This window comes from Sedimenticola sp., assembly GCF_050289425.1.
In the GTDB taxonomy this organism is placed as follows: Bacteria; Pseudomonadota; Gammaproteobacteria; order Chromatiales; family Chromatiaceae; genus Sedimenticola.
The window spans coordinates 130811-137141 of the sequence record NZ_JBNKFS010000004.1 but is presented as its reverse complement, the minus strand read 5'-3'; the positions used below and the strand labels follow the sequence as shown (position 1 = coordinate 137141).

Sequence of the window (6331 nt, the reverse complement as noted above, 5' to 3'; positions counted from 1 at the left end):
TGGTTATCAGCGATGTACAGATGAAGCCCATGGATGGACATGAGCTGCTTGCACGGGTGAAGGCCCGTTTTCCGACACTGCCGGTATTGATGATGACGGCATTTGGCAATATCGAAAAAGCGGTATCGGCGATGCGTAACGGTGCAACGGATTATCTGGCAAAGCCGTTTGAACCGTCACTTCTGATTGACAAAGTGAAACTCTGCATCCAACAGGTGCAGCCGGTGGATGAGCAGGTGATTGCCGAAGATATACGGACGCGTGAGTTGTTGAGTCTGGCCGGGCGGGTGGCGCAAAGCCAGGCGACTGTATCTATCGGTGGCGAGAGTGGCACCGGTAAAGAGGTGTTTGCTCGCTACATACATCGACAATCCCAATGCAGTGACGGCCCCTTCGTGGCGATTAACTGTGCTGCCATACCGGACAACATGCTGGAGGCGATGCTGTTCGGATATGAAAAGGGGGCGTATACCGGTGCGTACAATTCAGCGCCGGGAAAATTTGAACAGGCGCAAGGCGGCACGCTGTTGCTGGATGAAGTTTCGGAAATGAGTCTACCGTTGCAGGCCAAGCTGTTACGGGTATTGCAAGAACGTGAAGTCGAGCGTCTGGGTGGTAGAAAGGTGATTCCTCTCAACGTCAGGATTTTGGCGACCACTAACCGTAATCTGCGTGAAGAGGTGGCGGCTGGCCGGTTTCGGGAAGATCTGTTTTATCGGTTGAACGTCTTTCCCCTGCATCTCTCCCCCCTCAGAGATCGGCCGCGAGATATTCTTCCGTTGGCGCGTTTCTTACTGCGTCGTATCTGCCTGGCACAGCGCATTATTGAGCCTGTCTTGTCGCCAGAGGCCGAACAGCGGCTGCTTGAGCATAAGTGGCCGGGCAATGTGCGTGAACTCGACAATGTCGTGCAGCGTGCGCTGATTCTCTGTGATGGGACGGAAATTCTACCCGACGCCCTCTGTTTTGAGATGGATATGGCCGTAGCTCAACCGCTACGCAAGTCTGCAGAACAGGAGGCCAAGGGGTGTCTAAGTGATGATTTGCGCTCGGTGGAAGAGCGCATGATTTTGGACGCGCTGCGTGAAGACCGGGGAAGCCGTAAAGAGGTGGCTGAACGTTTGGGTATTAGTCAGCGTACCTTGCGTTACAAAATTGCACGACTGCGGGAGGCGGGAGTCGCCATCCCTCGGTGAGGTTGGTGCGGTTTCTGCATAGTTCTGGAATCAAAAGACACAGTTGTTAGGGAATCCAATTATGACCACCACTCAAATCGATCAAGTATTGGCGCAGATTCGTACTATGTCGGCGCAGGCCGCCTCGACATCACAGGCCGCAGATGATCCAACGGCCCCCAGTTTTGGCGATCTGTTATCCCAGTCGATCAACCAGGTAAATGAGACCCAGCAGCAAGCGGGCGATCTGAAACGCGCCTTTGAGCTGGGCGCGGAGGACGTCAATCTGGCTGAAGTGATGGTGGCCGTGCAAAAGTCCAGCCTCTCTTTCGAGACCATGTTACAGGTGCGAAACAAGTTGGTGGATGCGTATAAAGAAGTGATGAATATGCCTATTTAAATGCTCTGTAAAAACAAAGAATAATGACTTATATCTAATGTTATTAGTTAAGAATTTAAAGTGGGTAAAAAACCGTGGCCAATGATGAAAATGCCTTAACGCAATCCTTTCCGACGGCCAGTTTGGGGCAGAACCCCATTGTCCGGCAGTTGGCGGTTATGGTCGGCATTGCAGCCAGCGTGGCGCTGGGAATCGCTGTGGTGCTTTGGTCCCAGACGCCGAGTTACAGTTTGCTTTATGGGAATCTGGCGCAAAAGGATGCGGCCGAAGTAGTGGCCGCCCTGGAGCAGAACGGTATTCCGTTCAAGGTAAATGATTCGACCGGGGCCGTCATGGTCACCAGCGGCAAACTGCAAGAGGCGCGGATGAAACTTGCCGGTCAGGGTTTGCCGCACAGCAGTAGCATGGGGTTTGAAATTCTGCAGCAAGAGACCGGATTTGGCACCAGCCGGGCATTGGAGGCGGCGCGTTTCCATCGAGCACTGGAAGGAGAGTTGGCGCGCACCATCAGCACTCTGGCCAATATCGAGTCGGCGCGGGTCCATCTGGCTACTCCTAAGCAATCGGTTTTCGTGCGTAAAAAAGACGATCCCAGCGCCTCAGTGGTACTAAAACTCTATTCGGGCCGGGTGTTGGATAAGGGACAAGTGGCCGCCATTGTGCACCTGATAGCATCCAGTGTTCCGGAGTTGGACCCCGGTCGTATTACGGTGGTCGATCAGAAAGGCAATTTGCTGAACGGCCAGATGGATTCCCGCCAGATGATGCTTACCTCCAGTCAGTTCGAGTATACCCGGGAGCTGGAGAAACATTATCGTCAACGGGTGGAGGATATCCTGGCACCGATCCTCGGAGCCGATCGGGTACGGGCTCAGGTCAGTGCGGATGTGGACTTTACCGTTACGGAGCAGACGTCGGAACGCTTTAACCCCGATCTGCCGGCGTTGCGCAGCGAGCAGGTGAATGAACAGTCGAGTCGCTTGTCATCCGTGCAGGGTGTGCCGGGGGCGCTGAGCAATCAGCCTCCGGCGGCCGGCACGGCACCGGAAGTGGCGACAGCCGGGGCTGACGGGGAGTCTGCGGCTTCACCTTTGAACAGCAGTAAACGGGCTACTCGGAATTACGAGTTGGACAAAACGGTTAGCCATACCCGGTTGGCGAGCAATAAGCTGCGTCGCCTTTCGGTGGCCGTAGTAGTGGATGATCAAGTCAGTGTGGCGGATGACGGCGTGGTCACCCGTATTGAACGTACACCGGAAGAGATCAGCCGCCTGACCCGTCTGGTGAAAGAAGCCATTGGCTTCAGCGCGCAGCGGGGTGACAGCGTTGAGGTGATTAATTCGGCCTTTATGATGCCCGCGCCTCCCGAGCCACTGCCTGAGTTGGCCATCTGGGAAGAGCCTTGGGTTTGGGATGTGGCGAAACAGGTTGGAGGTGTCATACTTGTACTCGTACTGATCTTTTTTGTATTACGACCGACTATGAAAAAGTTGACTGCGCCGCCCGTTATGCATCAGATTCCGGCTGCAGAGGGAGCGGCGGGTGGTGCCCATGGTGCGGCTGGCGGTGCCGGATCACTGGATGGCTCTGAAGAGGCCATGCGTCTGCCGGGGCCGGAGAAATATGAGAACACGCTGGAAGCTGCCCGCCAGATGGTGCAGGATGATCCCAAGCGCGTGGCGCAGGTCGTGAGAAGTTGGGTGGCAGAAGATGGCGGCAGATGAAAATAAAACATCGGGGGTAGAGCGTGCGGCTATCCTGATGCTGGCGTTGGGCGAAAAAGACGCCGCCTCGATTCTTTCCCATATGGGCCCGAAAGAGGTTCAGGAACTGGGTTTGGCCATGGCTAACATGAGCAATGTCAGCACCAGCAAAATGGAAGCGGTGATGCACTCGTTCGTCGATACGTTGCGCAGTCAGACTTCCCTGGGTATGGACTCCGACGAGTATATCCGCAATGTATTGAATAATGCGTTGGGTAAGGAGAAGGCGGGCGGCGTAATCGACCGTATCCTGTTGGGCCGAAACAGTAAGGGTCTGGAGCAGTTGAAATGGATGGATCCGCGTTCGGTAGCGGAGCTGATCCGGCTTGAGCACCCGCAAATTATCGCTATTGTTCTCTCTTTTCTCGATTCAGATCAGGCGGCCGAGGTTTTATCAGAATTTCCGGAGCGGGTCAGACCTGACATCGTGATGCGTATCGCTACGCTGGATGGTATCCAGCCGGCCGCATTGCAGGAACTGGATGAGATTCTCGAAAAGCAGTTTTCCGGCGCCTCCAATGTCAAATCTTCCAGTTTGGGCGGTATTAAAACCGCCGCCAACATCCTCAACCTGATCGAGGGCAGCATTGAAAGCAATATCATGGAGCATGTCACCGGTGCCGATCCGGAAATCGCCCAGGAGATCCAGGACAACATGTTCGTGTTCGATAATCTGATCGATGTGGACGACCGGGGTATTCAGACTCTGTTGCGAGAGGTGGCCTCCGATCAACTGTTGTTGGCATTGCGTGGGGCGGATGAGGGCCTGAAAGAGAAGATATTCAAAAATATGTCAAAACGAGCCGCGGAGATGCTGCGAGACGATCTGGAAGCGGCGCCTCCGGTACGTCTGAGCGATGTGGAAGCCGCGCAGAAAGAGATCCTGACTGTCGCACGCCGACTGGCGGATGCCGGAGAGATCATGCTTGGAGGTAGCGGTGGAGAAGAGTTCATCTAAAGTGCTGTCCGGCGAAGATGCGGGCAGTGCGCAACAGTGGTTGCCGCCCAGCATGGGGCAGAAAGAGGAGAAGAGTGTCGTCAAGATGCGCTCTTCGGGCACCATGCTGACCGCCGAGCAGTTGGAAGAGTTGCAGAAAGAGGCTTATCAGGAAGGTTTTGAGCTCGGCAAGAAAGAGGGTTTTGCCTTCGGGCACAAGGAAGCCCTGGAGAAAGGTCAACAGAATATCAGTCAGCTGATCAACCAGGTGGACGCGTTGATGGAGACGCTGGAATCCCCCCTGCAGCAGCTCGATGAACAGGTAGAGCGGGAGTTGGTCGAGTTGGTGATATCCATGGTACGCCAGTTGGTACGGCGTGAAATTCGCATGGAACCGAGTCATATCATAGGCATAGTCCGCGAATCCCTCTCCATACTGCCGGTTTCGTCACGCAATATTCGTGTCCAACTGCATCCGGAAGACGCCCGGCTGGTTCGTGAAATCTACGATATGAGCGACCGGGAGCAGAGCTGGAAAATTATCGAGGATCCGGTGCTGGCCCGCGGTGGATGCCGGATTGTTACCGAGACTTCACAGATTGACGCAACCCTGGAATCACGGCTGGCTGCCATGATTACCCGCATTATGGGTGGCGAGCGCGACGAAGATGAGACAACCCAAGGCGGTATCGACCGATGAGTTTACCGGAATCCAACCGTAACGGGATCTGGAAAGAGCGTCTGAAACATTGTCATCGGCGGGTGGGGGAAGATCGCGGTCTCGTGGTCGAGGGCAAAATTACCCGTATGATCGGTTTGACGCTGGAGGCGGTGGGTTGCCGCGCGGCGATCGGTGGTCAGTGTGACGTAATCAGCAGCAGTGGTGAAAGAATCGAGTCGGAAGTGGTGGGGTTCGCGGGTGAAAGCCTCTATCTGATGCCGACCGGGGATATCCGTGGCCTGGAGCAGGATGCCCGTGTGGTTCCAACAGGGAGGGTCTGTGAGGCGGTGGTGGGAGACCATCTGCTGGGCCGGGTGTTGGACGGGGCAGGACGGCCGCTGGATGGCAAGGGGCGTCTGCATGCCGTGGAGCGTAGGCCGCTGACCGGCAAAGTGTTCAATCCGCTTACCCGAACCCCGATCCGCAAGCCACTGGATGTAGGTGTGCGGGCGATTAATGCGCTATTGACGGTGGGACGGGGACAACGGCTCGGCCTGTTTGCCGGTTCCGGCGTCGGCAAGAGTGTGCTGCTGGGCATGATGACCCGCTATACCGATGCCGACATCACCGTGGTGGGTCTGATCGGCGAACGCGGTCGAGAGGTGAAGGAGTTTGTCGAGAACATCTTGGGCGAGGAGGGCATGTCTCGCGCGGTAGTGGTGGCGGTTCCGGCGGACAACACCCCGCTCAGGCGCATGCACGGAGCGATGTTGGCTACCAGTATAGCGGAGCACTTCCGGGATCAGGGAAAGCATGTGCTGCTGTTGATGGATTCGCTCACCCGTTTTGCCCAGGCGCAACGGGAAATCGCCCTGGCGATCAACGAGCCGCCGGCAACTAAGGGTTATCCTCCGTCCGTATTTGCCAAACTACCTCAGTTGGTTGAGCGTGCCGGAAACGGCGATAAAGGCGGTGGATCCATTACCGCATTCTATACCGTGCTGGCAGAAGGCGATGATCAGAATGATCCAATTGCCGACGCGGCCCGCGCTATTCTGGATGGTCATATCGTACTGTCCCGAAGACTGGCAGAGAGTGGACATTATCCCGCTATCGATATTGAAGCATCGATCAGTCGCGCCATGAATGACATTACCGATAAAGAACATCAGGATGCGGCACGGGCCTTTAAACACCTCTACTCGTTGTATAGACAGAATCAGGACTTGATTAATGTGGGTGCCTATGAGCGGGGCAGTGATGAAAGGATCGATACGGCGATCGATGCCATGCCGGAGTTGGAACGTTTTTTACGGCAGGATATGAATACCCCGGTTTCCCGTGAACAGAGTTTGTCCGATTTGACGACACTCTTTTCTTGAGAATCAGTTAAAA

5 protein-coding genes and 1 pseudogene (1 of these 6 only partly in view) are annotated in these 6331 nt (G+C 55.4%); all 6 read left to right on the top strand.

Features of this window, described 5'->3' with window-relative positions:
• Nucleotides 1–1196 (top strand): annotated as a pseudogene (locus tag ACQY5R_RS03995) (sigma-54-dependent transcriptional regulator) (it extends 235 nt beyond the left edge of the window).
• Between the two features lie 61 nt (nt 1197–1257).
• On the top strand, nt 1258–1575 hold the full coding sequence (gene fliE, locus ACQY5R_RS03990; RefSeq protein WP_428604802.1) for a flagellar hook-basal body complex protein FliE: 318 nt from the start codon (nt 1258–1260) through the stop codon (nt 1573–1575).
• A gap of 74 nt (nt 1576–1649) precedes the next feature.
• Nucleotides 1650–3299 carry a flagellar basal-body MS-ring/collar protein FliF gene (fliF, locus tag ACQY5R_RS03985; RefSeq protein ID WP_428604799.1) on the top strand — a complete coding sequence of 550 codons (1650 nt, stop codon included), beginning with the start codon at nt 1650–1652 and terminating at the stop codon, nt 3297–3299.
• Complete coding sequence (gene fliG / locus ACQY5R_RS03980; RefSeq protein WP_428604797.1) at nt 3286–4296, top strand: flagellar motor switch protein FliG; 1011 nt, start codon at nt 3286–3288, stop codon at nt 4294–4296. The genes fliF and fliG overlap by 14 nt, the downstream gene beginning before the upstream one ends.
• Nucleotides 4277–4975 (top strand): flagellar assembly protein FliH, encoded by a 699-nt coding sequence (locus tag ACQY5R_RS03975; protein ID WP_428604795.1) that lies wholly within the window; start codon nt 4277–4279, stop codon nt 4973–4975. Before fliG ends, ACQY5R_RS03975 begins: the two co-directional genes overlap by 20 nt.
• On the top strand, nt 4972–6318 hold the full coding sequence (gene fliI, locus ACQY5R_RS03970) for a flagellar protein export ATPase FliI (RefSeq protein WP_428604793.1): 1347 nt from the start codon (nt 4972–4974) through the stop codon (nt 6316–6318). Before ACQY5R_RS03975 ends, fliI begins: the two co-directional genes overlap by 4 nt.
• Nucleotides 6319–6331: the final 13 nt, after the last annotated feature.